This is a genomic window from Paraglaciecola sp. L3A3, assembly GCF_009796765.1.
In the GTDB taxonomy this organism is placed as follows: domain Bacteria; phylum Pseudomonadota; class Gammaproteobacteria; order Enterobacterales; family Alteromonadaceae; genus Paraglaciecola.
Window position 1 is genome coordinate 4,035,066 of the sequence record NZ_CP047023.1, and the last position, 23,798, is coordinate 4,058,863.

At 39.0% G+C, this 23,798-nt stretch carries 29 protein-coding genes and 2 pseudogenes; 7 read left to right on the forward strand and 24 right to left on the reverse strand.

What is annotated here, in order from left to right:
• Positions 1–53: 53 nt before the first annotated feature.
• From rpmJ to yegD, 21 genes are all read right to left on the reverse strand, one after another.
• The gene (gene rpmJ, locus GQR87_RS16740) at positions 54–170 is read right to left on the reverse strand and encodes a 50S ribosomal protein L36 (RefSeq protein WP_158971295.1); all 117 of its coding nucleotides are present in this window, start codon (positions 168–170) and stop codon (positions 54–56) included.
• 24 nt (positions 171–194) lie between these two features.
• Entirely contained in the window at positions 195–1,514 is a 1,320-nt protein-coding gene (gene secY, locus GQR87_RS16745) for a preprotein translocase subunit SecY (RefSeq protein WP_158971297.1), read from the reverse strand.
• A gap of 5 nt (positions 1,515–1,519) precedes the next feature.
• Positions 1,520–1,954 (reverse strand): 50S ribosomal protein L15, encoded by a 435-nt coding sequence (rplO, locus tag GQR87_RS16750; RefSeq protein ID WP_158971299.1) that lies wholly within the window; start codon positions 1,952–1,954, stop codon positions 1,520–1,522.
• A gap of 3 nt (positions 1,955–1,957) precedes the next feature.
• On the reverse strand, positions 1,958–2,143 hold the full coding sequence (gene rpmD, locus GQR87_RS16755) for a 50S ribosomal protein L30 (RefSeq protein WP_199271760.1): 186 nt from the start codon (positions 2,141–2,143) through the stop codon (positions 1,958–1,960).
• Positions 2,144–2,146: 3 nt separating this feature from the next.
• Positions 2,147–2,650, reverse strand: coding sequence for a 30S ribosomal protein S5 (gene rpsE, locus GQR87_RS16760; RefSeq protein WP_158971303.1), 504 nt, complete (start codon positions 2,648–2,650; stop codon positions 2,147–2,149).
• Between the two features lie 9 nt (positions 2,651–2,659).
• Positions 2,660–3,013: a 50S ribosomal protein L18 gene (gene rplR, locus GQR87_RS16765; RefSeq protein WP_158971305.1), complete on the reverse strand. Its 354-nt coding sequence runs from the start codon at positions 3,011–3,013 to the stop codon at positions 2,660–2,662.
• Between the two features lie 11 nt (positions 3,014–3,024).
• The gene (gene rplF / locus GQR87_RS16770; RefSeq protein ID WP_158971307.1) at positions 3,025–3,558 is read right to left on the reverse strand and encodes a 50S ribosomal protein L6; all 534 of its coding nucleotides are present in this window, start codon (positions 3,556–3,558) and stop codon (positions 3,025–3,027) included.
• 10 nt (positions 3,559–3,568) lie between these two features.
• Positions 3,569–3,961, reverse strand: a complete 393-nt coding sequence (gene rpsH / locus GQR87_RS16775) for a 30S ribosomal protein S8 (protein ID WP_158971309.1) — start codon at positions 3,959–3,961, stop codon at positions 3,569–3,571.
• A 12-nt stretch (positions 3,962–3,973) separates the two neighbouring features.
• Positions 3,974–4,279 carry a 30S ribosomal protein S14 gene (rpsN, locus tag GQR87_RS16780; RefSeq protein ID WP_158971311.1) on the reverse strand — a complete coding sequence of 102 codons (306 nt, stop codon included), beginning with the start codon at positions 4,277–4,279 and terminating at the stop codon, positions 3,974–3,976.
• 11 nt (positions 4,280–4,290) lie between these two features.
• On the reverse strand, positions 4,291–4,830 hold the full coding sequence (gene rplE, locus GQR87_RS16785; RefSeq protein WP_158971313.1) for a 50S ribosomal protein L5: 540 nt from the start codon (positions 4,828–4,830) through the stop codon (positions 4,291–4,293).
• 16 nt (positions 4,831–4,846) lie between these two features.
• Positions 4,847–5,161 carry a 50S ribosomal protein L24 gene (gene rplX, locus GQR87_RS16790; RefSeq protein ID WP_158971315.1) on the reverse strand — a complete coding sequence of 105 codons (315 nt, stop codon included), beginning with the start codon at positions 5,159–5,161 and terminating at the stop codon, positions 4,847–4,849.
• 12 nt (positions 5,162–5,173) lie between these two features.
• Positions 5,174–5,539: a 50S ribosomal protein L14 gene (rplN, locus tag GQR87_RS16795; protein ID WP_158971317.1), complete on the reverse strand. Its 366-nt coding sequence runs from the start codon at positions 5,537–5,539 to the stop codon at positions 5,174–5,176.
• A 372-nt stretch (positions 5,540–5,911) separates the two neighbouring features.
• On the reverse strand, positions 5,912–6,397 hold the full coding sequence (locus GQR87_RS16800) for a hypothetical protein (RefSeq protein WP_158971319.1): 486 nt from the start codon (positions 6,395–6,397) through the stop codon (positions 5,912–5,914).
• Positions 6,398–6,430: 33 nt separating this feature from the next.
• Positions 6,431–6,685 carry a hypothetical protein gene (locus GQR87_RS16805; RefSeq protein WP_158971321.1) on the reverse strand — a complete coding sequence of 85 codons (255 nt, stop codon included), beginning with the start codon at positions 6,683–6,685 and terminating at the stop codon, positions 6,431–6,433.
• 24 nt (positions 6,686–6,709) lie between these two features.
• Positions 6,710–6,949, reverse strand: a complete 240-nt coding sequence (locus GQR87_RS16810; protein WP_158971323.1) for a hypothetical protein — start codon at positions 6,947–6,949, stop codon at positions 6,710–6,712.
• Between the two features lie 358 nt (positions 6,950–7,307).
• Positions 7,308–8,948: an AMP-binding protein gene (locus GQR87_RS16815; RefSeq protein WP_158971325.1), complete on the reverse strand. Its 1,641-nt coding sequence runs from the start codon at positions 8,946–8,948 to the stop codon at positions 7,308–7,310.
• A gap of 246 nt (positions 8,949–9,194) precedes the next feature.
• The gene (dbpA, locus tag GQR87_RS16820; RefSeq protein WP_158971327.1) at positions 9,195–10,574 is read right to left on the reverse strand and encodes an ATP-dependent RNA helicase DbpA; all 1,380 of its coding nucleotides are present in this window, start codon (positions 10,572–10,574) and stop codon (positions 9,195–9,197) included.
• A gap of 45 nt (positions 10,575–10,619) precedes the next feature.
• On the reverse strand, positions 10,620–11,309 hold the full coding sequence (locus tag GQR87_RS16825; RefSeq protein ID WP_158971329.1) for a crotonase/enoyl-CoA hydratase family protein: 690 nt from the start codon (positions 11,307–11,309) through the stop codon (positions 10,620–10,622).
• An 88-nt stretch (positions 11,310–11,397) separates the two neighbouring features.
• Positions 11,398–12,216 (reverse strand): ABC transporter substrate-binding protein, encoded by an 819-nt coding sequence (locus GQR87_RS16830; protein ID WP_233267301.1) that lies wholly within the window; start codon positions 12,214–12,216, stop codon positions 11,398–11,400.
• 43 nt (positions 12,217–12,259) lie between these two features.
• Positions 12,260–13,291, reverse strand: coding sequence for a dihydroorotase (gene pyrC, locus GQR87_RS16835; RefSeq protein WP_158971331.1), 1,032 nt, complete (start codon positions 13,289–13,291; stop codon positions 12,260–12,262).
• A 141-nt stretch (positions 13,292–13,432) separates the two neighbouring features.
• Complete coding sequence (yegD, locus tag GQR87_RS16840) at positions 13,433–14,785, reverse strand: molecular chaperone (protein WP_158971333.1); 1,353 nt, start codon at positions 14,783–14,785, stop codon at positions 13,433–13,435.
• Between the two features lie 369 nt (positions 14,786–15,154).
• Between yegD and GQR87_RS16845 the strand changes: the two genes are divergently transcribed.
• Both GQR87_RS16845 and GQR87_RS16850 read left to right on the forward strand, forming a co-directional pair.
• Positions 15,155–15,847, forward strand: a complete 693-nt coding sequence (locus tag GQR87_RS16845; protein WP_158971335.1) for a hypothetical protein — start codon at positions 15,155–15,157, stop codon at positions 15,845–15,847.
• A gap of 165 nt (positions 15,848–16,012) precedes the next feature.
• Positions 16,013–17,752 (forward strand): lysophospholipid acyltransferase family protein, encoded by a 1,740-nt coding sequence (locus tag GQR87_RS16850; protein ID WP_158971337.1) that lies wholly within the window; start codon positions 16,013–16,015, stop codon positions 17,750–17,752.
• Between the two features lie 109 nt (positions 17,753–17,861).
• Here GQR87_RS16850 and GQR87_RS16855 read toward each other — a convergent pair whose 3' ends face one another.
• Together GQR87_RS16855 and GQR87_RS16860 are read right to left on the reverse strand one after the other, a co-directional pair.
• Positions 17,862–18,197, reverse strand: a complete 336-nt coding sequence (locus tag GQR87_RS16855) for a zinc ribbon domain-containing protein YjdM (protein ID WP_158971339.1) — start codon at positions 18,195–18,197, stop codon at positions 17,862–17,864.
• A 204-nt stretch (positions 18,198–18,401) separates the two neighbouring features.
• Positions 18,402–18,923 (reverse strand): hypothetical protein, encoded by a 522-nt coding sequence (locus tag GQR87_RS16860; RefSeq protein ID WP_158971341.1) that lies wholly within the window; start codon positions 18,921–18,923, stop codon positions 18,402–18,404.
• Positions 18,924–19,374: 451 nt separating this feature from the next.
• On the opposite strand from GQR87_RS16860, the gene GQR87_RS16865 reads away from it, so the two are divergent.
• The 4 genes and pseudogenes from GQR87_RS16865 (at position 19,375) to GQR87_RS16875 (ending at position 22,706) form a co-directional block, all read left to right on the forward strand.
• Positions 19,375–20,148 (forward strand): transporter substrate-binding domain-containing protein, encoded by a 774-nt coding sequence (locus GQR87_RS16865; protein WP_158971343.1) that lies wholly within the window; start codon positions 19,375–19,377, stop codon positions 20,146–20,148.
• Between the two features lie 49 nt (positions 20,149–20,197).
• Positions 20,198–20,305: pseudogene (locus GQR87_RS22425) on the forward strand (transcriptional regulator); the annotation flags it as partial.
• Between the two features lie 46 nt (positions 20,306–20,351).
• Positions 20,352–20,687, forward strand: a pseudogene (locus GQR87_RS22430) (cytochrome d ubiquinol oxidase subunit II); the annotation flags it as partial.
• A gap of 159 nt (positions 20,688–20,846) precedes the next feature.
• Positions 20,847–22,706 (forward strand): choice-of-anchor I family protein, encoded by a 1,860-nt coding sequence (locus GQR87_RS16875; protein ID WP_158971345.1) that lies wholly within the window; start codon positions 20,847–20,849, stop codon positions 22,704–22,706.
• A gap of 131 nt (positions 22,707–22,837) precedes the next feature.
• Here GQR87_RS16875 and GQR87_RS16880 read toward each other — a convergent pair whose 3' ends face one another.
• The gene (locus GQR87_RS16880) at positions 22,838–23,275 is read right to left on the reverse strand and encodes a DUF3010 family protein (protein WP_158971347.1); all 438 of its coding nucleotides are present in this window, start codon (positions 23,273–23,275) and stop codon (positions 22,838–22,840) included.
• Between the two features lie 234 nt (positions 23,276–23,509).
• Here GQR87_RS16880 and GQR87_RS16885 point away from each other — a divergent pair, with 234 nt between their 5' ends.
• On the forward strand, positions 23,510–23,704 hold the full coding sequence (locus GQR87_RS16885) for a CPXCG motif-containing cysteine-rich protein (RefSeq protein ID WP_158971349.1): 195 nt from the start codon (positions 23,510–23,512) through the stop codon (positions 23,702–23,704).
• The last annotated feature ends 94 nt before the right edge of the window (positions 23,705–23,798 follow it).

The following is a 23,798-nucleotide window of genomic DNA, read 5'->3' on the forward strand; positions in this document are numbered from 1 at the left end:
TGCAAATAAGGATTGAGGCGCTAGTGTATCTAGACGACCCCCAATCCAATCGATTAACCTTGCCTTTGCTTATGCTTAAGGTCTGAACTGCAGATCACGCGCACAACACCGTTGCGCTTAATGACTTTACAGTTACGGCAAATCCGCTTGACGGATGCACGAACTTTCATTTCATCACTCCGTAAATAGCTAACTTATCGGCCATAGCCTTTAAGATTCGCTTTTTTAAGAACAGACTCATATTGATGTGACATCAAATGTGTCTGCACCTGCGCCATGAAATCCATGATTACCACAACCATAATAAGTAGTGATGTACCGCCGAAATAAAATGGAACATTCCAAGCGATAGTCATGAACTCAGGCACTAAACATATAAAGGTTATGTAAAGTGCACCAGCCAAAGTTAGGCGAGTCATTACTTTATCAACATATTTTGATGTTTGCTCACCGGGACGAATACCAGGTACAAAAGCCCCTGATTTTTTCAAGTTATCTGCCGTTTCGCGAGGGTTAAAAACCAACGCAGTATAGAAGAAACAGAAAAATATAATCGCCGCAGCATATAACATCACATACAAAGGTTGTCCAGGAGACAACATTAACGCAACGTCTTGTAACCAAGACATTGATTCATTCTGTCCGAACCATGTTGCTATGGTACTCGGAAACAAAATAATACTTGAAGCGAAGATAGGTGGAATTACACCAGCCATGTTCACTTTTAATGGTAAATGAGTACTTTGCGCAGCAAACACTTTACGACCTTGTTGACGTTTCGCGTAGTTCACGACAATACGTCTTTGACCACGTTCAACAAATACAACAAAATAAGTAACTGCTACAACAATCACACCCACTAACAACAAGAACAATAATTGTATTTCACCTTGTCTCGCTTGCTCAGCAATATTACCTAAAGCTGAAGGCAAACCAGAAACTATACCGGCAAAAATCAGAATGGAGATACCGTTACCAATACCTCGCTCTGTAATCTGCTCACCTAGCCACATAAGGAACATAGTCCCAGTCACTAAGCTCACTACTGCTGTAAAGTAAAAACCGAAGCCGGGGTTCATTACCAAACCTTGCATAAGGTTAGGTAAATTAGTCGCAATTCCAACTGCTTGGAAAGTAGCTAATACCAACGTAAAATAACGTGTGTATTGACTAATTTTACGACGACCTGCTTCGCCTTCCTTTTTCAACTCCATCATTGGTGGATGCATAACTGTCAGCAACTGAATAATGATGGAAGCTGTTATATAAGGCATAATGCCTAGGGCTAGAACTGACGCGCGTTCAAGAGCACCACCAGAGAACATGTTAAACATCTCTACGATAGTACCTTTTTGTTGGTTGAATAATTCAGCCAACACCGCAGCGTCAATACCAGGAATAGGCACGAACGAACCCAACCTAAATACTATGATCGCACCTAGTACGAACAACAATCTTGATTTAAGTTCGCTCAATCCGCCTTTAGCGCTTGAATCCGATCCTGGTTTAGCCATCTAGCCTATTCCTCTACTTTACCGCCAGCCGCCTTGATTGCTTCAAGTGCGCCTTTTGTTACCTTTAAACCACTAATCGTTACAGCACGTGAGATTTCACCACTTTTTAAAACTTTAACGAACAACATTTCTTTTTTAACAAGACCTGCTGCTTTTAAAGTTTCAAGTGAAACCACATCACCTTCTACCTTGGCAATTTCACCCAAAGTCACTTGGTCAGAAACCAAAGACTTACGAGATGTGAAACCGAACTTCGGTAGACGACGCTGGATTGGCATTTGCCCGCCTTCAAAACCAGGTTTTACAGAACCGCCTGAGCGAGACTTTTGACCTTTGTGACCACGGCCACCAGTTTTTCCAAGACCAGAGCCCATACCACGACCCACACGTTTACCAGAATTTTTCGCTCCAGGTGCAGGAGCAAGAGTATTAAGTCTCATCTGTTACTCCTCCACTACTTCAACCATGTAAAATACACGGTTGATCATGCCACGGACAGAAGGGGTGTCTTCTAGCTCACGAACATGACCGATGCGACGTAAACCTAAACCAGTAAGCGTAGCTTTATGCTTAGGTAGACGACCGATTGAACTTTTCGTTTGCTTTACTTTAATCATCTTAGTCATGATCAATTACCCCAAAATCTGCGATACAGACAATCCACGTTTCGCGGCTACTGACTCAGGCGAATTCATTTCTGTCAACGCGTTGATAGTTGCACGAACAACGTTAATTGGATTGGTAGATCCGTAACATTTTGAAAGTACGTTTTGTACACCAGACACTTCAAGTACTGCACGCATCGCACCACCGGCAATAATACCAGTACCTTCAGATGCAGGCTGCATGTAAACTTTAGAGCCTGAGTGACGACCTTTAATCGGATGCTGTAGCGTGTTGCCATTAAGATCAACAGTCACAAGATTGCGACGTGCTTTTTCCATAGCTTTTTGGATAGCAGCAGGCACTTCACGTGCTTTACCGTAACCAAAACCAACACGACCATTACCGTCACCTACTACTGTCAAAGCAGTGAAGCTAAAGATACGACCACCTTTAACTACTTTAGATACACGGTTTACAGCGATTAGTTTTTCCAACAAGTCACCTTGTTGTTGAGCTTCTACTTTAGCCATAATTAACTCCTAGAACTGAAGACCAGCTTCGCGAGCTGCATCAGCCAATGCTTTAACACGACCATGATACTTAAACCCACTACGATCAAAAGCAACTGACTTGATGCCTTTTTCCATAGCGCGTTCAGCGATCGCTTTACCAATAGCTGCTGCTGCTGCTGAATTACCAGTACCTTTAAGGCTACTAGCTAGTTCAGTTTCAACTGTTGATGCCGACGCCAATACTTCAGAACCGCTTGGAGCGATTAACTGAGCATAAATGTGACGCGGGGTGCGATTAACAACCAAGCGATGCGCGGCCAATTCACTAATTTTTTTACGTGCACGAGTAGCGCGACGTAAACGAGCTGATTTTTTATTCATCTTACTAACTCCTACTTTTTCTTAGCTTCTTTGCGACGCACAACTTCATCTGCGTAACGAACACCCTTACCTTTATAAGGCTCTGGCGGACGATATGCACGAATGTTAGCTGCAACCTGACCTATTAACTGCTTATCAACGCCTTTGACGACGATTTCAGTTTGACTAGGAGTTTCAACAGAAATACCTTCAGGCATTTCATATGCAACAGGATGTGAAAAACCTAAAGTTAAATTTAGTTTTTTACCTTGTGCTTGAGCACGGTAACCAACACCATTCAACAATAATTTTTTCTCAAAACCTTCAGCTACTCCAACAATCATGTTGTTTAACAAAGAGCGGGCGGTACCTGCTTGAGCCCAACCATTTACTGCACCTTCACGAGGAGCAACAGTTAGTTGTGCGTCAGCTTGTACAACTTCTACAGCTTCATTAAATACACGAGTTAGCGTGCCATTTTTACCTTTAACTGTGATTTCTTGACCAGCGATAGAAACTTCTACGCCAGATAAGACATCGACAGGAGCTTTTGCTATACGTGACATTCTATTCCCCTTACGCTACGTAGCCGATGATCTCACCACCCATGCCCGCTTTACGCGCTGCACGGTCAGTCATCACACCTTTAGAGGTAGACACGATAGCCACACCTAAACCACCCATAACTTTTGGCAACTCATCTTTTTTCTTATAGATGCGAAGACCAGGGCGACTTACGCGCTCAATGCTCTCGATTACTTTTTTGCCTTCGAAGTACTTTAAAGTAACTTCTAATACAGGCTTAACGTCACCAGAAACAGCGAAGTCTGTTACATAACCTTCTTCTTTAAGTACTGCTGCAATTGCAACACGAACTTTAGAAGACGGCATAGATACAGATACCTTGCTAGCCATCTGGCCGTTACGTACGCGGGTAAACATATCCGCGATAGGATCTTGCATACTCATATCAGCTACCCCTTACCAACTGGCTTTTTTCAAGCCAGGCACTTCACCGCGCATAGCTGCTTCACGCAACTTGATACGACTCATGCCAAACTTGCGTAGGAAACCATGTGGACGACCTGTAATGTTGCAGCGATTACGCTTACGACTTACAGATGAGTCACGTGGTAGTTGTTGTAGCTTAAGAACAGCGTCCCAACGTTCTTCATCAGAAGAGTTGACATCGCTGATAGTTGCTTTAAGCGCAGCGCGTTTTACCGCGTACTTAGCAACTAGCTTGGCGCGTTTTACTTCGCGCGCTTTCATTGATTCTTTTGCCATAACCCTACACCTTACTTTTTAAACGGGAAGTTGAACGCGCTTAATAAAGCGTGTGCTTCCGCATCGGTTTGTGCGCTGGTAGTGATAGTGATATCCATACCGCGTATCTTGTCCACTTTATCAAAATCGATTTCAGGGAAGATAATTTGCTCACGAACGCCCATGCTATAGTTACCACGACCATCGAATGACTTAGGATTTAAGCCACGGAAATCGCGGATACGAGGGATTGCTATTGAAACTAAACGTTCAAAGAATTCCCACATACGTTCACCACGTAGGGTTACTTTACAGCCAATCGGATAACCTTCACGGATTTTAAAGCCCGCTACAGATTTACGGGCAACAGTTACAATAGGCTTTTGACCTGCAATTGCTTGCATATCAGCCGTGGCATTTTCTAATACCTTCTTGTCTGCTACCGCTTCACCTAAACCCATGTTTAGAGTGATCTTATCAATCCGAGGGACTTGCATGACGCTTTTGTAATCGAACTGCTTAGCAAGTTCGGCTACAACTGAGTCTTTATAGAAATCATGCAGTTTCGCCATCGTACTCTCCAATTAATTAAACTAGTTCGCCGTCTGATTTGAAGAAACGAACTTTCTTCTCACCTTCAAGACGGAAACCTATACGATCTGCTTTACCCGCTTTCGCGTTGTAGATCGCTACATTTGATACGTGAATTGATGCTTCTTTCTCAATTATTCCACCAGCAACGCCCGCTTGAGGGTTTGGTTTCTGATGTTTTTTGATTAAGTTCACACCTTCAACGATTAAACGGTCAGTACCAGGGATAACTTTAAGCACTTTGCCTTGTTTTCCTTTGTCTTTACCCGCTAAAACGATGATTTCATCATCACGACGAATTTTATTAGCCATATCGTGACTCCTTTATAGTACCTCAGGGGCTAACGAGACAATCTTCATGTTATTCACACGAAGCTCACGAGTAACCGGACCAAAGATACGCGTACCAATCGGTTGCTTGTTTGCATTAAGCAAAACAGCTGCGTTGCTATCAAAACGGATTGAAGATCCGTCTGGACGACGTACGCCTTTTCTAGTACGCACCACCACTGCAGTTAGTACATCACCTTTTTTTACTTTACCGCGAGGAATTGCTTCCTTAACAGTAACTTTAATGATGTCACCAATATGTGCATAACGGCGATGCGAGCCACCAAGAACCTTAATACACTGAACCCTGCGAGCGCCGGAATTATCGGCTACATCCAGGTTAGTTTGCATTTGGATCATGTTAGTGCTCCGCTGTTAATTAAGACTCTCACGAGTCGTTATTCATTAAAAAAACAGCACTATGCTGCTTTTTTATACATGCCCCCATCAAAAGGGCGCGAAATACTAACAGAAAGTAACGTGCGTGAATAGCTTAATTTCAAAATATATTAGCCATACGAGCAATTAATACAGGGAACAGATTTTCGAATGTTTCTATGGCAGGAAAAGTATGGAATATCTTTCAAAAAAAATGAATTGATGGGTTTACCCAGCCAATTCATTTTGTAAAACATTAACTCCGAAAATATTAAAGTAACGTAATTTTATAGCCACTAGCTGTTATGGCGTTACCTTCTATCGTAACAATATAATGTTTATCTTCGTTAACTCCTAACAGAGGGGCACGATCCAATAAAGTTTTTGAGCCATTTTCATCTGTGTGTATTGCGATAAGTTCATAATAATCACTTGGTATGGTAATTTCCTAGTCTTGGCAAATTCAAGTGATGTGATTTTGAAGTTTGCTGTGTCTAGGGTTTCATTACTTTTCACAAAATGCAGTGATACGTTTTCCATTAGATTTTGCAAATTAACCACGTTAATTCGTTTATTAAATGCCTGAGGTACATTAGTTTCAACGAATTCTAGAGCCGTTAATTTTTCCTCGGCATCCTGATAGATAATGATAACCTTACTTTTACCTTGATTGAGGGTCACTAAACGACTATTAAAGCTTAACTCTTGATCCTGAGTTGATTCTGCTGATATACGATAATCACCAAACTCTATTTCAATAAATTCACTATTAGTAGTGGCGGCCACAGAAAATTCATTGGAGATCGTTCCAGAGCTATCCCCCATAAATGAGATATCCATATTATTCAGTTCATCTAAACTATAATATAAACGTTATTGGCAATTAGCGTATATGTGAGAATAAGTCGCGACACCTGCAGAGTTAGTCACAATATCAAGATTTAGTATATTACTAAATATCCCATTCAACTCACGCACAGTGACAACAAATTCAGTAGCTAATTGTAAATTAATTTCGGGATTTTCAAATATAACTTGGTCACTGCCTGGCTCGGTAATATATATTCTATATTGCGCAATATTAAAATCATCATAAGAAACAGTATCCAACTGTTTGGGCGTTAGCAAAACACTGCCCACTTCTCACATGTATTAATCAAAACTGCCTTCATCCGCTACTACAGAGGTAGCGAATAACCTAAAGTGCTGTTCTAGCTGTTTCACTTCGAATTCATATTCATTTAAAATAGGATCGCTAAGGTCCCCACTTAACACCAATAAGGTTTTGTTGTTTTCTGTCAACTCGGTCGACATATCTTTAACAGTGACGTCATTACCGTCTGAGTCCTTTCTATATAGCTGTAAATCAAATTCACCAGGTGTGAGGCTCACGACTTGGGTCGTATCACCATAAATAGCAGAGCTAAACCCCTGCTCATTACTATCTCTTAGATATATTGATGAGCTATTAACTGAGCCGTTATAAAATTGCAGAAATACCTTTTTTCTTCCTCTGTATCTTTATTATCATCTGAGCTTCCACAAGCAGTCAGCGCCGTTCCGATGAAAAATAAAATTCCCCTTTGTTTAACTACATTTCTCATTTTTAACTATTCCATAACTTAAATATAAAGTATTAGTTTTATATGGGTATGGTGGATAGTTAACTGTTTAAAAATATTTTCATAACTAATCAATTTGTAACCGAAAGAGTATTATTAATCAATTAGTTAAGTTGTATAAATGCCTGTTATTGCCGAGCGATCTTTCCTGTTAATGCTCCATTGATAAACTTATCATATTGCTCTTCTAGGGTATGTCTTTTTACTTTTAAGGTTGGCGTCAATAACCCATTATCTACAGTCCATTCATCACGCATGATAACCAAACGTTCCAACTTAGTATGACTTTCTAGGCCCGAGTTCACTTGTTCTAAAGTTTGCAATAAACTGTTTTCCAACTCTTTTGGCTCTTGTTTGCTTGCTTCTTCAGACAATACAACCAAAGCAATAGGTTGTTTTAATTGAGAGCCAGTCACACAAACTTGTTCAATTATCGAATTAGCCATCAACTTAGCTTCTATCGGCGCAGGTACAATATATTTGCCTTTGCTGGTTTTGAAAATTTCTTTCAGACGACCAGTAATCCTTAAATAACCTTCACTATCGATAGTACCTTTATCTCCTGTGCGAAGATAACCATCAGCGGTGAATACCTCGGCCGTTTTTTCTGGCTCTAGATAATATTCTTTCATATTACATAGACCTTTAATTTGGATCTCACCATCCTCTTCTGCAATCCGCATATCCACATTATTGTAGGCTTTGCCAATACTGCCTATTTTGTCCTCCCTAAACGGCACACAGGATGCTCCATATGCACAGTTTTCGGTCATGCCCCATCCTTCAGAAATATTCACGCCTATTTTCCTAAACCAGTGAATTGTTGACTCAGAAATAGGCGCTGAACCACTGGCACACAATCTGACCTTCTCTAAGCCTAATTTATTGCGGATCTTTTTACTTATAAAATTCCCAACAAAAGGGATAGCTAATAGAAAATCTAGTTTTTTCTGAGGAATAGTCGCCAATACCCCCATTTGAAAACGGGTCCACAATCTTGGCACGGATATAAATAAAGTGGGTTTGGTATTAATGATATCTCGAGAAAAAGTATCTAAAGATTCCACAAAAGAAATATTACAACCAGAATAGAAACTCGAGACCTCAACCAAAACTCTTTCAGTGATATGCGCTAGGGGTAAATAACTCATGATCCTATCTGTGTTATCTATATCTAACACAACCAAAAAGTTTGCTGCTGACCAACTTACTGATTGATAATTATGCACTACCCCTTTCGGATTACCTGTACTACCTGAAGTATAAATAATGGTCATAATCGAATCCAAAGCTGGTATAGGCCTACCTGAAAAGGGTTCAATATCAACTAGCTCATGCCACTGTTTATCAGCAGGAATATTCGGATAGGGCATAGCTAAACTCACCACATCGTCACCAATTGCAGCCATTTGTTCTGTGGTTTTATCTAATTTACCAACAAATATAACAGGACATTTAGCATGCTCTAATACATACCGAATGGTCTTCTCGCCTGCGGTAGAGTATATAGGCACAGATACATGACCAGCCAGCATAATAGCTAAGTCAGTTATAAACCACTCGGCACAGTTTTTCGATAAAATCGCAATATGACTACCTGTAGGCAAGTTCATCGATAATAAATATGCAGCGACCTTTCGAACTTGTTGGGCGACTTTACCCCAAGAGTATTCATCTATTCGACCGTCAACAGGTTGCCTCAAGTAAATTGAATTAGGGGCAGTGTCTTCCCAGTGATAAAGCATCTCAAGTGGAGTTTTTAATGACATAGAGGATCCTAGATGAGTGAACATAATTAAGTGTATTGTCAGTAACTAAACAATATTTTACAAGTATTTAACAAGCAAGAGGGGAAATGTTTCGAAGTATGTGGTTAATTAACGATTTGGCAGCTGAACTTAAGATTTTAGAAAGTCAGCAACATGTTTAAAAAGTTTTGTTTATCTACTTTTAACTCGGCAATTAAGGGATAACGAGTTCGACATATGACAACGAACTCGATTATTATTGTTTTGTTAACTAAGTTTTCTGGCCTTAAACTTGCGACCTTTAAGTTTGCCTTCGTTGAATTGTTTAAGGGCTCGTTTCACACTTCGGGTTTTAACCGCCACATAAGTATGAGTTGCGGTGACGTTGATTTTACCTACATCATCACCTGCAATGTCTGCATCTTTAGTTAATGCGCCAAGAATATCCCCTGGGCGGATTTTGCTTTTTTTACCACCATCGATACAAATAGTAGCGAATTCAGGTTGGATCAATCGATTAGCATGAAAACGTATAGACTGAATACCTGTCCATTTTATTTTTGCTTTTTGGTAGTCTTCAATGGCATTCGCTCTAGGCATTTCTTTAGGTGCACACAGAGTTAATGCTAAACCTTTAGCTTCAGCTCTGCCTGTGCGACCAATTCGATGAATATGTACTTCAGGATCAGGTGTAATTTGATAACTAATCACAGCATTGACTTCTTTAATATCCAAACCACGTGATGCTACGTCAGTGGCAATAAGTACAGATACACTGCGATTAGCAAACCGAGTGAGCACTTCAGTTCTATCGCGCTGTTCCAGATCACCATGTAAAGCCAAAGCTGAGACACCTAAGCTAGCCAACTCATCGGCCACTTCTTGGCAGGCAATTTTAGTATTACAAAAAACTATGGCTGACTCAGGTTGATAGTGACTCAACAAAGCTGCCACTGCCTTAATTCTATGTGCCTCATCTACCTCAAAGAAAATTTGTTCAATACTATTCGATTCATGGGTGGCTTCAACACTGACTTCAATGGGGTTGCGTTGAACATCACGACTAATTTGCGCAATGGTGTCTGGGTAAGTGGCAGAAAATAGCAAGGTTTGACGATCAAGAGGCACAGCGTCGATTACTTTAGCCATTTCTACTTCAAAGCCCATATCTAACATGCGATCAGCTTCATCTAACACTAAGGTATTGACCTCAGACAAATCAAGTCTTTGTCTAAATAAGTGATCCATAATTCGCCCAGGCGTACCCACAATAATGTGGGCACCATGTTCTAATGAACCGATTTGTGGCCCCATTGGGGTTCCACCACATAAAGTCAGGACCTTGATGTTATGAATGCCACGACCTAATTTGCGAATTTCTAACGCAACCTGTTCAGCTAACTCTCGGGTAGGACACATAACCAAAGCCTGCACTCGAAAACGTTTAACTCGTAAATTATGCAACAACCCCAAACCAAAGGCAGCGGTTTTACCGCTACCGGTTTTAGCTTTAGCCACGACATCTTTACCTTCAATAATGGCCGGTAAACTCATGGCTTGAATGTCAGTCATTTCCTTGAACCCCATAGATTCTAGGTTATCTAACAATGCGTTTTTTAAGCCAAGTGAAGTAAATTCTTTATTCAAAATATTCTCAAAATAGTTGGTTTAATATAATCCTAGCGACTAGTGCTAATTAATGGTGCTCGCGTCTTTTAGGATAGATTCGTCTAACACACGCAATAACTCTGCCCGTGCTTTTAATTTAGTTTTGTGATGCGCTTGCATATTCAACTTGGTTAAAGCTTGTGCAGTGGCTAACACGGTCGACATAAATTCAGCTTCACTCACCGCTTTATCTAAAAATCCGGCTATGACAGCTTCTGTTGGGCTTAACATATCAGCTAGCAAAACACAGCGGTTAAAATAGGCTGGGGTTAGACGCGCTCTGGCTAATTCAACCCCCACATGGTGCATTTCCATACCAATAGCGACTTCATTGAGTCCCACTTTAAACTGACCTTCTAGCCCAATACGATAATCGGCCGATAAACACAAAAATGCCCCTTTAGCGACAGCATGACCTGTGCAAGCAACCACTATAGGCAAAGGAAACGCTAACATACGCCTAGCAAGAGTTGAGCCTTGCTCAACTAATTTCATAGCCGACTGCATACTCTCAGTCATAACTTTTAAATCATAGCCTGCTGACAACATCCCCGCTTGGCCAGTTAACACCACAACAGCTTGTTGCTCCTCTGCCTTATCTAAAGCCAGATTGAGTTGTACTATGACTTCATGAGAAATAGCATTCGCTTTACCATTTTGCAACGTGATGGTGGCAACATTATTGTCTATTTGGTAATGCACTAATTCACTCATAGATATTCTCTTTTAACTTAAAACAGGCATTTATTTTTAGCATTTTGACATTCAATCACAATTAACGTTAGCCTAAACAACGTCAACATCACTTAGCATCTGCTTGTTTTAGCAAATCTATCGGATAAAGATTATTTGACAAAATAGAATCCAATTCCCCAGAATCCCTAATTTTCGTAACAACTTGATTAACTCTTGGTAGTTTATTTTTCCATTTCTGGCTAAACACAAAGCTTAAATTAGAATTTTCGAGTGACGAGCTGGAACGCCATATTTTACGCTTTATATTAAAACGATCGATCATCCATGAAGCTCTATATTCATCTAAATATAGTAGGTCACAACGCCCTTTTCGAAATAATTTGATCAAAGGCGTTTGATTAGATACTTCAACAGGCCGTGCAATTTTTTTATCAAAATATGGTGAGAGGTTGGGATATTGATAATATTGCCTTACACATACCGATTTATTTTTTAACCAATTTAAGGTTTTATTCTGGTTATCTGTTTCGTCAAAAGGTGAAAAGCTAAATAAGAACTCTCTATGAACTATTATCGGTACAGAAAACTGTAGATTACTGCCATTTTTTACCCATTTTGGAGACAGCCAAGTCATGTCAGCCTGATCACTTTCTAGAGTTTTTTCTAAACCATTTCTAGGTGTCGGAACATAACTAAGTTCTAAATCAAGTTCTCGACTTAACGCTTCAGCCAATGATGGGAATATACCTTTATATTGATATTCCTCAGTAGTATAAAGGTATGGAGGCTCCTCAATATAAATTACTGCCACGCGTAGCAATTTATTCTCAGGAATTAGTTCGTTTGCCTTCACGCCATTAATACAGATAAGTGTCAAAAAGTAGTTGGCTAATACAAAAAACATCTGAATTCGAGATAAAGACAAAATCATATCACCTAATAATTCCTAACAGCTTATACACATGGTATTACGCTATTTTCCAATTAACAGTTTGTCCAGCGAAAAACGGTACTATCGCCTCTCCACTTTTCAAACTAACAGAATCAGGCACTTGCCAACTATCTTTCACTAAAGTCACTGTGCCTTTGTTTCTGGGTAGGCCATAAAAATCAGCTCCATGAAAACTAGCAAAACCTTCTAATTTATCTAAAGCATCTAAGTCATCAAACACTTGAGTGTACAATTCCAAAGCACTCCAAGCACTGTAACATCCAGCACAACCGCATGCGGATTCTTTAGCATGTTTTGCGTGAGGCGCAGAGTCTGTTCCTAAGAAGAACTTAGACGACCCGGTTGCTACCGCTTGTCTAAGTGCTTGCTGATGAGTGCCTCTTTTTAACACCGGCAAACAATAATTATGAGGTTTAACACCGCCAACCAATAAGTCGTTACGGTTTAATAATAAATGCTGAGGAGTAATAGTGGCAGCCACTTTATCCGAACTAGCAACAACAAATTCTGCCGCTTCTTGAGTCGTAATATGTTCAAACACCACTTTTAAACTTGGAAATGCAGCAACAATCTTACTCATGTATTGATCAATAAAGAGTTTTTCACGGTCGAAAATGTCGATATGAGATTGTGTGACTTCACCGTGGATCAATAACAGCAGACCTTGCTTTTCCAGTTCAGCAAAAACCGGAAACATAGCTTCAATACCACTCACAGCTTGGGCTGAATTGGTAGTGGCGCCAGCAGGATATAATTTAGCTGCCACAACACCTGCTTGTTTAGCTTCAATAATATCTTGCACAGAAGTTTGATTGGTCAAAAACAAGGTCATTAAAGGTTCAAATTCAGTTCCTTGAGGTGCAGCAGATAATATACGTTGTTTATAATCCATAGCCATTTTAGCACTGGTCACAGGGGGTACTAGATTAGGCATAACAATCGCCCTAGCGAAACATCTAGCAGTTGCCGGAACAGTTTCGTTCAACATTTCGCCATCTCGAAAATGTAAATGCCAATCGTCTGGTGTAGTGATAGTTATTTGTTGCATGTGTCCTCTTTAAAAACCTAGGGTGCTAAACTCAAAATTATAAAAGCTATTATGCCCTATTTTAATCAACAAAATGTCCAACCAATTGATTATTTTTTATCATACTCTATATCAAGAGTCGGAGGCTCAATGTTTCAGTCTTCATCTAAAACATAAGTTTGCCCATCGAGCCAATCCAGCTGTTACCGAACCAACATAATCACCATTAGCAATAGGTACATCACCCACTACCACTTTTATTGCTTCCCTAACAACTGGCGAACGAGCCGAACCGCCAGTGATAAAGATTTCATCAGGCTTAACTTGTGCTTGTGTAAGGGTTTCTTGCACAAGTTTTTGAATTTTGCGTACTGGCCAATAAACAGATTTTTCCATTTGTGCTGCAGAAACTGCAATTTCTATACGTTCAGATGACAATTGCAGAGCTGCGAAATAATTGTCACTATTCGATAAGGCTATTTTCGCCCTTTCAGCCTCGGCCACTATGCTATGACCTAAAGTATTTTCGTAAACATCAATTAATCGAGCCAACTTATCAGGTTCTCTAGCTGCGGATTGCATTGATTTAAGTTCTCGATAATTGGCCCGAGAATAAAAGGTTTTTTGCGCCACCACATCATTAATGGCAATACATTCCCAGAACGGCATGTTAGGCATCGGCAGGCCTGATTTAGCATTACTATCTTTACCAAACTCCCACATAAAACTCTGACTGGCTAAATTAATATCTAAATCGTTACCACCGACAAAACTTCCAGCATGACCTAATAAGGATTCAGCACGTTCATTTTTGCCAACCCAGCTTGGTCCCATACGAATTAATGAACAATCAGAGGTTCCGCCCCCTATATCCACCACCAGAACATTTTTATCTGTGGTTAAATTAGCTTCGTATTCTAAACCTGCAGCTACAGGTTCGAATTGAAACTCTATATGTTTAAAACCCGCTCTAGATGCTGCTCTACGTAAAATATTTTCAGCTTGAATATTCGACTCTTCACCACCTTTGTTATGAAAATTAATTGGCCGGCCAATAACAGTTTCATCTACTTGTCTTTTTAATGAAGACTCTAGGTTTTGTTTGATATTAGCCATCATGGCACAAACAATATCTTCAAATACTGTGTAACGGATTTCATCTAAACCTAACAAACCTAAAAAAGATTTCGGTGATTTAACATAATAATAATCAGTAGGATCTTCTAAATATAAAGCCGTCGCTTGGCGACCAAATCGAATGTCGTCAGGTAGAACATCTAAGCCTTCTCTTTTATTGGTATTAATTGAGCCACGTAGTAACTTTTCACCCACATCATTCATAGGCAAGATATTTAAATGTCGATATAGGTATTCCGTTACAGCCTCTCTGCTAGGCGCACATAAAGTTGAAGAAATAAATATTTCCCCCTCATTTAAGGGAATAGATTGTACTTCGTTGTTTACAACGTGAGCAACAGAACATGTGGCAGTACCGAAATCAAATCCGACAGTCATTTTTACCTCTTTAATAATTATGTATTAGGGGCTGTTAGTTTTTCCAACTTTGAGCTTTTCGAACAATCACTGAATAGTGGATAAAATAAGAAAGTGTGCAGGGAATAAATCTATAAACAGTTAAAACAACTAAATCTTAACACTTATTGAATTGCTGATGATAGCCATAATACAGCAGAGCAACTTTTATAAACTCTTAATTTACCATCCCAATTAAAGGTAAAAACAAGAATGGTATTTTTTTATCCATAAGCAAACTTGTATATTTTTTAGCCTAATACAGTTTTTTTACTATACTCATTCGTATAAATATAAGTCTCAAATACGCCATCAACATTTACCCAAGCCACTATAAACCGGAGTAAAGATATGAATATGTTTAAGCCAATTCACTTTTTACATAATGTCTGTTCTAGCGACCGAATGTTCAACTCATTAATCTGTGTTTTATTTATTTGCATCACTATTATCAGTTATACCTCATATGCCCAGCCAAACACTAAAGCTTTAGAATTAATCTCAAATCCACATTTTGATGTATTGCGTATTGCTGATTCAGCACTTATCCCCTCGTCTCGTAAAATTTATATCGGAGATATAGGAGCGAGTTTTTCATCCAGTTGGATCAAGGAATTTAAAGGACAAACAACAAGCAGATACCGTAATCAGATATTAGATGAATATAGCCAAGCCCTAAAAAACAACATTAAACAAAAACTCTTACTATCTGGTTGGCAAGTCTTTGAGCAAGCAGAACCAGGAACTTTAATATTAAAAGCAAAATTAACTGACTTATATATTTATGGCCCGCAAAAACAAACTAGAGAACATATACTTGTTAAAACCATTGGTCAGTCTACGGTAAGCTTTATAGTTGAAGGAATTGATCAACAGGCCATTATGGAAATGCAAGATCACCGTGTTGCAGGTTCGGCCAGTAATCACTTTATTGAGGTAGATAAAGGCATTAACTACAGCAGGTTTAATAGTCTTATGCAGGCTTGGGCAACACACTTAGTTATGTATGTCGATTCTGTGGTCGAAGAACCTAAAAGCACTTAGGCTGAACTAGGGTTAGGTTAATCTGATCCGCAATAAGCAGAGAGTTGGCATAACACTCAAGTGCGACTAATATTTTGAATTAATCAAATATATATGTAATAAAAAGCTGATTTCCCCTGTCAAATCAAGCAAGATACTTGTACTGAATATTTCCGGAAAAATTTTATGTCCGCAGCCATCAGCCTGCTAAATTTAGTGCCTAACGATAAAAAAAACGTCTTCACTAAACTCTTATTAAAGTTACTAGATCGAATTTTAGCCATTAATAAACTTGATGATCTATACACTGAAAACAACTTACATGGCTTAGACAAAACCACCTTCGCTCAACAGTTATTAAATGGCTTAAATATTCAACTGGAGGGAATTGAAGATTTACAACATAAAATCCCTAGAACAGGGCCCGTAGTGGTCGCCAGTAACCACCCTTTTGGCGGAATTGAAGGAGTATTGTTAGCCTGGGCTATAGAACAAGTGCGCCCCGACATAAAAGTCATGGCAAACAAAGGATTACGAATTTTTCCAGAAATACAAGATTACTTTATATTCACTAACCCACTAGCTGCAAATGATCCTAAAAATGCGCCGTCTATCCGTCATTGTTTAAAACATGTAAAACAAGGTGGAGCATTGCTTATTTTTCCTGCAGGTAGTGTCAGTCATTTGCAAAAAGATACTAACCGTATCGCCGACGAATCTTGGAATAGACTTGTTGCCAGTATTAGTAATCGAACTCAAGCCACTTATTTGCCAGTTTTTGTTAGTGGTTCAAATAGCCCATTATTTCATCAGTTAGGTCAAATATATTTTCGTTTGCGTATGTTGATGTTACCCCGTGAGTTAGTAAATAAGCGCGGTGCCACCATTACGGTAACCACGGGACAAGCAATTTCAGTCAAACACTATGCAAAAAATATAGACATTAACCTACAAACTGAACTATTTAGAGCGCAAAGTTACCTTATAGCGCCAAACTGGCAAAAAGCTTGGCCTGCCGACCCTGTGACACATTTGCAACCTTTAGCACCACAAACTAGTGGTGCAACAATTTTATCAGAAGTAAACCAATTACCCGCCGAGCAACACTTATTAGATCATAAAGGGTTATCTGTTTATTTTGGTTATCAAAAACAATTACCCCATACAGTGAATGAAATAGCCCGCTTACGAGAGCAAGTATTCAGAGAACATAACGAGGGTAGTGGTGAACCACTAGATACCGATAAATTTGATGCCACCTATACCCATTTATTTGTTATCAAACCTGAATCAGGGCAAATTATTGGTGCTTATCGTATGGGGCAAACCGATAAGTTATTAGCTGACGGTAATCTAGAAAACCTGTATTTACATAAAATGTTTGATTTTGGGCCTAAATTTATTAATAGACAAAAACCTTGTTTAGAAATGGGTCGATCCTTCTTAATTCCAGAATATCAAAAAAGTTTTCAAGGTCTGTTTTTATTATGGCGAGGTATAGGGGCTTTTGTCTGTAAGTTCCCCCAGTACCGCACTTTATATGGCACCGTGTCCATCAGTAAATTATACGATATGCGCAGTGTGGCAATTATTGAACGCGCTATGGTCACCTTAACGAATAAGGTAGCTCGCCGGCACCCATTTAACTATGATTTTCATCCCGAGTTTGCGGATTTTGCCAACAAACATGGCTTAACTGAGCATGTATCTAGCTTATTAAAAGGTTTAGAAGCAGATGGCAAAGACGTACCTATTTTACTCAAGCACTACAAAAAATTGGGTGCAGTATTTCATTGTTTAGGTTTGGATAAGAGTTTTAATGACACCCCAGGTTTGTTGCTCAGTGTCAACTTACCCGCAGCACCTGAGAAACTGTTAAAACTGTATTTGGCTGAGGGTTGGCAAAAGTATAAAGAAGCAGAATAGATGCGAGATTATTTTGTAAAAGGCAATATCAGGTCAAGTTTTATTCGGCTAAATTGCGCTGTGTTTATTTCAAGCTTCTAACTCGGAGCTAGAAGCTTGAAACGGCTTTTTATACTTTTTTCACAAACTCAGATTTTAGCTTCATGGCACCTATACCATCAATTTTACAATCGATATCGTGATCACCATCCACTAAACGGATGTTTTTCACTTTAGTACCCACTTTTACAACTGAAGACGAGCCTTTGATTTTTAAATCTTTGATCACGGTAATAGTGTCGCCATCCTGCAAAGTATTACCATTTGAGTCCTTAATGACTTTTTCATCTTCGTCCACTTCACCAGACTGAGGCCATTCGTGTGCACACTCGGGGCAAACAAACATATCACGATCTTCATAGGTATAAGCTGAGTCACATTGTGGACAGTTAGGTAAATCACTCATGGTAAAAACATCCTTTAAATACGGCCGCCTCGCGACCTAAACTCGAATAGGCTGAGGATTATCCTTACTTTTTATAGGGAATACCAGAAAAGAAATACTAGGGCTAGTGGCTGTTGAATTTTTGTGTATGAATTTTGTTCAATCTAAACACTTTTTAATCGCGCACCTGGTTAAAACATTCGCCAATGTTCCCCCCTTATTGACTTAGGCTTGTTCCCGCAAATAACTAGCAGTACTTGGCGCTAAACCAAATGTCGATTCTGTTTGCATACCTAGCAAAGAACTCATAGCTGATAAAAGTGAAAAATGATGGATCGCATGGCTAGAAACAAACACTAACTCTCTGCCTAAAGATGACCGACTACTAGTGTTCTGTGTTTCATTGACTGAGATTTCACAAATAACTTCTAACTCTTGGTGAATATCCTTGTTACAAATTTCCAATAACCAAGCTTCTACCTCTTGCCATTTGCTTAGCGCCTTTTCAGGACAGGACTCATAACTAGCATGACGGTTACGTTTATTATAATTCACCACCCCTGAATCTACGCCGTCCATAAGAGCAAAATAATGGTCTAAAATATGGCGCATATGAGCACCTGCACTACTACTAAAGTGGGGATTAATCACTAGCTGATAATTTTTAGCATCAAATGCAAACAAAAACTGTTTTGCCTGTTGGATGGTTTCTAATAAACTATTTACTGAAAATTCATTATTAATCATCAGTTTCCTTTATGTTTTTTATATTAATTTTGTAGACCACACATACCATCAATATATTTCAAAAAAATGTGAACTAAAAAAAAGCTTGCTCAAGAATTGACATATATTCTTTATAATCAATGATGCTTATATACATGATTAATATGACATATTGACCATAACCTTAACTGAATCAACTAAAATATCAAAGAATAATGCAGCTATTAGTCCTGACTATTTTAGAAAAACTAGTCCTAAAACCATTAGGCAATAATACTTAACCTGAGTTCTGGATAAGAAGTGGCGGTTTTTCGTACGTAATAGCAGGCTATTGCTAGAATGGTATAAATTGAACTTTCTGAGACACAACCAACTAAGAGAAGAAATTGTGCAGCAATTAGTTACTATTCCCTTATAATAAAGCCTCTAGCAATAAGCGGTGCCTATCTCACAATAGATAAAAGAAGATGCAATGTATAAATTGATAATTATTTGGTTCTGTATTTGGCAAACACCTGCTTGGGCAGAAAAGTTTGTCGTAGCGTCACAAAACTTTAATTATTATCCTCACTACAATTTTCAATCTGGTACCAATAAAGGAATAATATGGGCTATTTTGCAAGAATTTAGCGCCTACACAGGACACCAATTTGTCTACCATCAAATGCCAGTACTTAGGTTACAAAGAGAATTAGAAAAAGGAACGATAGACTTAGTATATCCGGATAACCACCTGTTTAATAAGGATAAAAACTTCGCAAAAGGAAAGTACTATAGTGACACTATTGTGCGAACATTAGGTGGCACTATGGTTAAGGCAGCTAAATTAGGTCAAAATATTAGTACTATTAAACGTTTAAGCATCCCTCTAGGATTTACCCCTCAAGAAGGTTGGGAAGTATTAATTAATGCAAAAAAGGTGACTTTAATAGAAGTTAATACCCCTTTAGCTGAACTACAACTTTTGGCAAAAGATAGAGTTGATGCCGCTGAAGTCGACTTTTTTGTAAGCCAACATCAATTACAAAATAATCCTCAATTTAGGGAATTTGTATTTGCTCCCGAGTTACCCCATTCAGTAGTTGAATTTAAAATATCAACGGTGAATAAAACTCAATTAATAGACGAAATTAATAAGTTTATTAGGTCACATCCTAAAATGATTAATGAATTAAAAGTACAATATGGCATTGTTGAACCAGAGTTAATTCTGCAACGCTTAAAGCGAATCAGCTCTGATAAATAAAACGCCTTTCAAACTCCCTTCTGTCGATAAATTTAAAAATAAACATTGACTCACAGCCAATCAAATAGCTGAAGCATTAAGCGTTTCTCGTGGCAACTTCAGTATGGGCTTAAAAGAATTACAATCTTGGCGACTTGTACAAATTCATCACAAACCAGCTGTTCAACCAGTTTGTATACGAGTGATGGACCACAGCCCCGTTTGCGTACTTTGTCGCTGTTATCCCCTTTGTATGCTTTACCCTATTATATGTTGGCCATTTAGTTCTTAAACGATTACCGTTAAAAGACGATTCAGGTTGTAGGCTCCCCTTTACAATCATTGTCATTGTCTACATATTTTGCTTCTGTGGCTTAGCCTTTAGATTTTACCCTTATGTAGTGCCAGGTAAATTAATAATTTGGCAAGCCGCAAGCGCGCCGGATTCGCTGCGTTTTATTTTATACGGTGCAGTGTTTGTTATTCCATGCATTTTGGCTTATACCGTATTTTCTTACCGAGTATTTTGGGGCAAGGTTGAAGACCTGCGGTATTATTAATCATATTACACTTACCTCCAGTCCACCATTTAGTGGATTGGACATTGTTATAAAATCTACGCCACATTAATGTCATAAAGCTATCACTTTTCTTTCACAGAAGTGTCATGGCTCTTTCATATGCTGTTCATTAAAATAATACAGCAAAGGAAACACTTAGTGACAATTTCAAATTTTTACAGCAAAACAGCTATTGCCTTAGCCATAGGTTTATCTATTAGTGGATGTTCATTAGAAGGTGACGATGGTCAAGACGGCGCAGCAGGTACTCCAGGGGCAATTGGTACTCCAGGAGCCGACGGTCAGAATGGTGCACCTGGCGCTGACGGACAAGATGCCAATGCAGGTATAAGCTTAAGCATAGTCGGGCGTATTCAACTTAATCCTAGCGATCCTGAAGGCGCGGCTGAAATCGTTCAATATCATGTAGCTACCAATACTATCTATGCCATCAACAGTGCTGCCGATGAGCCTACTGTTGAAATGATTAATGCAAGTAGCATGACTGCAGAAGCAGTAGCGGATCCATTAACCGCTGACAACCTAACCACTACCCCATTCATATTACCTACAGATATCTCTGGAGTCGATTTAGATGGTCCTACTAGTGTCGCAGTATCTGGTGACTTAATGGCCATAGCCGTTCCGGCAGACGACAAAGCAAGCAATGGCTTTGTGTTATTTTATAATGGCTTAAATTCTTCTGCGCCGGTATTTGTAAAAGCGGTGGAAGTGGGTAATTTACCGGACATGGTAACTTTTACTCCTGACGGAACAAAAGTATTAACAGCAAACGAAGGTGAACCAAGTGGTGACTACAACATAGATCCTGAAGGCTCAGTATCTGTTATCGCTATTACTGATGGCACTCCAGCCGACACCTCAATGGCTATCACTTTTGAAGCATATAATGGTAAGCAAGCTGAACTTGAAGCCCAAGGCATGCATTTCCCTAATCCAAGTGGCAGAACAATTAATGGCACGCTTATAAGCACCACTATCGCCCAAGATTTAGAGCCTGAATACATTACCACTACAGATCAAATAGCCTACGTTACGCTACAAGAAAATAATGGTTTAGCCATTATCAATTTAGCAGACAACAGTGTCAAAGTGGTAGGTCTTGGTTATAAAGATTGGAGTGAATACCAAATTGATACCATGGAAGATGGTGCAGTTAGCTTTGGTCAATACCAAAATTTATATGGTTTATACATGCCTGATACTATTGCTTCTTTCCAATGGAAAGAGGCAAACTTCCTAGTCACAGCCAACGAAGGTGACGCTCGAGAGTATTTCTTCGACACGTTAAATGAAAGTGGCGAACAAGATGAAGATTTATGTGAAGCCGCAGGTGGACAAGATTTTGACGAAGATGACGGCTGTTTGTCTTATACAGATGAAACTCAAGCACGTAAACTTGATTATGCTGCTGGTTCAAATCTAGAAACCATAGCCGGTGATGATCCTGAAGACGTCGATTTCACTGCCTATCCTCTTGGTCGACTGACAGTGACGAGTGCTTTAGGCGACTCAGATGGTGATGATGAATATGAAAGCCTTTATGCATATGGTGCCCGTTCATTCACCATTTGGGATAACAACGGCTTAGTCGTATTTGATTCTGGTGATGACTTTGAACGTATTACAGCTTCCATTCATGGAGATGCATTTAATAACAATAATGACGAAAACGAAGGCGATTCACGTTCGGCTAATAAAGGCCCTGAGCCTGAAGCATTAGCTGTGGGTCAAGTAGGCGATAAAACTTACGCATTTATTGGACTTGAGCGAATGGGTGGCATTATGGTTTATGACATTACTAACCCATACGACACTAAGTTTGTAGACTATGTGATTAACCGTGATATCACTGAAGGTGGCGATATAATTGGTGACAGCGCACCTGAAGGCATGGCTTTTGTAACAGCAGAAAATAGCCCAAGTGGTAGTGCTTTGTTAGTGGTTGGCAATGAAGTAAGCGGTACGGTATCGGTATGGCAAATAGCTGAAAAATAAGCTACGAGCATGATTTTATAAAACCAAACTTTATGTCAATAAAAAAGCGCATCATTTATTAGTAATGATGCGCTTTTTTTGATTTGCCTGCAGCTAAAAGCTATTAACAAAAAGTTCGCAGTTATTATTAGTTACAAGTCGTATTTATCTTTCATCAGATAAGCATAAGCGGTATTAAATGCAGTTTCTTGAAACATTTTAAGGCCGGTTTCATCCATAGGAACAAGTACCGGATTTCGCTTAAGAGATTCTTTAATTTCAGTTGGGCTCATTATAATCACTTCAACATCAGCTAGTAATTCTAAGGCCGCTTCTAATTTAAACCCCACAGCCCCACCGGCAAACTTGCCCTTCATTGGACGCTGACGAATAACTATTTTATCTATTTTGTAATCCTGAACTAACTGCGCAAAAGACTTTTGAAAATAACGTAAATCTGATGCATCTGCATTTTTCGGTAAACTAAATTTACGGGCACGGCAATCAGGAATTTGAAACACTTCATCTGCCAAAGATAACAAACAGACATTTGCATCATTTGCACTTAATTCAACACCACATACACGCATATTTACACTCTCCAAATTAGTTGCGCCGATTATAACGTAATATTCTATTTCTGTCGGAGCATTTTTAGCTGTAATCAAACAATAGTTTTTTGGTATAATTTTTTATACCAATCAATCTATCAGTAAACTAAAAAAAGCTCACAAAAATATTTTAATGACCTATGATTTAAATCAGAGTTTACATACATATCCTTCAGAAATAAGAAGTGATTAGCCAGCATTTAAGGAAAAAACATGAGCTTAATAACAAACTCAGAATTCAGTTGCCCATATTGCATGGAAATAAATGAAATAAAAATTGATCAAGATAACGATATGAATAAGCAACCAATTATTGATTGTAAGGTCTGTTGTAGCTCTATCGAAATAGTTGTCACTTTAGGCATACATGATCCCTATAACATAATCGCTAGCACAGACAGTGAATGACAAAGTTTACCCATTACTAAAATAGGTGGTAAATTAGCTTTCAGACTCATTTAACGGTAATCCATTCTTGATGTTTTTGTTTCACAAAATAATT

What these genes read in the sequence shown, in the direction of transcription:
- rpmJ (WP_158971295.1), bottom strand. Translation starts at nt 170, where the DNA reads ATGAAAGTTCGTGCATCCGTCAAGCGGATTTGCCGTAACTGTAAAGTC.
- secY (WP_158971297.1), bottom strand. Translation starts at nt 1,514, where the DNA reads ATGGCTAAACCAGGATCGGATTCAAGCGCTAAAGGCGGATTGAGCGAA.
- rplO (WP_158971299.1), bottom strand. Translation starts at nt 1,954, where the DNA reads ATGAGACTTAATACTCTTGCTCCTGCACCTGGAGCGAAAAATTCTGGT.
- rpsE (WP_158971303.1), bottom strand. Translation starts at nt 2,650, where the DNA reads ATGGCTAAAGTAGAAGCTCAACAACAAGGTGACTTGTTGGAAAAACTA.
- rplR (WP_158971305.1), bottom strand. Translation starts at nt 3,013, where the DNA reads ATGAATAAAAAATCAGCTCGTTTACGTCGCGCTACTCGTGCACGTAAA.
- rplF (WP_158971307.1), bottom strand. Translation starts at nt 3,558, where the DNA reads ATGTCACGTATAGCAAAAGCTCCTGTCGATGTCTTATCTGGCGTAGAA.
- rpsH (WP_158971309.1), bottom strand. Translation starts at nt 3,961, where the DNA reads ATGAGTATGCAAGATCCTATCGCGGATATGTTTACCCGCGTACGTAAC.
- rpsN (WP_158971311.1), bottom strand. Translation starts at nt 4,279, where the DNA reads ATGGCAAAAGAATCAATGAAAGCGCGCGAAGTAAAACGCGCCAAGCTA.
- rplE (WP_158971313.1), bottom strand. Translation starts at nt 4,830, where the DNA reads ATGGCGAAACTGCATGATTTCTATAAAGACTCAGTTGTAGCCGAACTT.
- rplX (WP_158971315.1), bottom strand. Translation starts at nt 5,161, where the DNA reads ATGGCTAATAAAATTCGTCGTGATGATGAAATCATCGTTTTAGCGGGT.
- rplN (WP_158971317.1), bottom strand. Translation starts at nt 5,539, where the DNA reads ATGATCCAAATGCAAACTAACCTGGATGTAGCCGATAATTCCGGCGCT.
- GQR87_RS16800 (WP_158971319.1), bottom strand. Translation starts at nt 6,397, where the DNA reads ATGGATATCTCATTTATGGGGGATAGCTCTGGAACGATCTCCAATGAA.
- GQR87_RS16815 (WP_158971325.1), bottom strand. Translation starts at nt 8,948, where the DNA reads ATGTCATTAAAAACTCCACTTGAGATGCTTTATCACTGGGAAGACACT.
- GQR87_RS16825 (WP_158971329.1), bottom strand. Translation starts at nt 11,309, where the DNA reads ATGAGTGAATTAGTGCATTACCAAATAGACAATAATGTTGCCACCATC.
- pyrC (WP_158971331.1), bottom strand. Translation starts at nt 13,291, where the DNA reads ATGCAACAAATAACTATCACTACACCAGACGATTGGCATTTACATTTT.
- yegD (WP_158971333.1), bottom strand. Translation starts at nt 14,785, where the DNA reads ATGACTGTCGGATTTGATTTCGGTACTGCCACATGTTCTGTTGCTCAC.
- GQR87_RS16845 (WP_158971335.1), top strand. Translation starts at nt 15,155, where the DNA reads ATGAATATGTTTAAGCCAATTCACTTTTTACATAATGTCTGTTCTAGC.
- GQR87_RS16850 (WP_158971337.1), top strand. Translation starts at nt 16,013, where the DNA reads ATGTCCGCAGCCATCAGCCTGCTAAATTTAGTGCCTAACGATAAAAAA.
- GQR87_RS16855 (WP_158971339.1), bottom strand. Translation starts at nt 18,197, where the DNA reads ATGAGTGATTTACCTAACTGTCCACAATGTGACTCAGCTTATACCTAT.
- GQR87_RS16860 (WP_158971341.1), bottom strand. Translation starts at nt 18,923, where the DNA reads ATGATTAATAATGAATTTTCAGTAAATAGTTTATTAGAAACCATCCAA.
- GQR87_RS16865 (WP_158971343.1), top strand. Translation starts at nt 19,375, where the DNA reads ATGTATAAATTGATAATTATTTGGTTCTGTATTTGGCAAACACCTGCT.
- GQR87_RS16880 (WP_158971347.1), bottom strand. Translation starts at nt 23,275, where the DNA reads ATGCGTGTATGTGGTGTTGAATTAAGTGCAAATGATGCAAATGTCTGT.
- GQR87_RS16885 (WP_158971349.1), top strand. Translation starts at nt 23,510, where the DNA reads ATGAGCTTAATAACAAACTCAGAATTCAGTTGCCCATATTGCATGGAA.